The sequence below is a fragment of the Microbacterium sp. C448 genome (assembly GCF_000582705.2).
Classification (GTDB): domain Bacteria; phylum Actinomycetota; class Actinomycetes; order Actinomycetales; family Microbacteriaceae; genus Microbacterium; species Microbacterium lacus_A.
The window spans coordinates 1-310 of sequence record NZ_HG779845.1 but is presented as its reverse complement, the minus strand read 5'-3'; the positions used below and the strand labels follow the sequence as shown (position 1 = coordinate 310).

The window sequence follows — 310 nt, the reverse complement described above, 5'->3', positions numbered from 1 at the left end:
CGACCGTCCGATCCGCTGGATCCACAGTTCGGACCTCGCCGATCCCACCCCGTTTCTCTCCGAAGGGCTCGCGCTCCTCACGACGGGGACGCAGTTCCTCGACACGGACGAAGCGGACGACGCGTCGATCTACGACGAGTACGTCGCGCGGCTGTCCGCCCGGGGCGTTGTCGCCCTCGGCTTCGGCACCGAGGTCGTGCGCGAGGGCATCCCCGACGGGCTCGACGCGGCGTGCCGCGCGCACCGGATGCCCCTGGTCGAGGTTCCCTATCGCACCCCCTTCATCGCGGTGGCCCGTGCCAACGCCGAG

The 310-nt window shown here is 71.0% G+C and carries 1 protein-coding gene; it reads left to right on the top strand.

Going from position 1 to position 310, the window contains the following annotated elements:
• A partial coding sequence (locus MIC448_RS16225; RefSeq protein WP_036302092.1) for a PucR family transcriptional regulator ligand-binding domain-containing protein occupies positions 1-310 on the top strand: 310 nt, incomplete at both ends.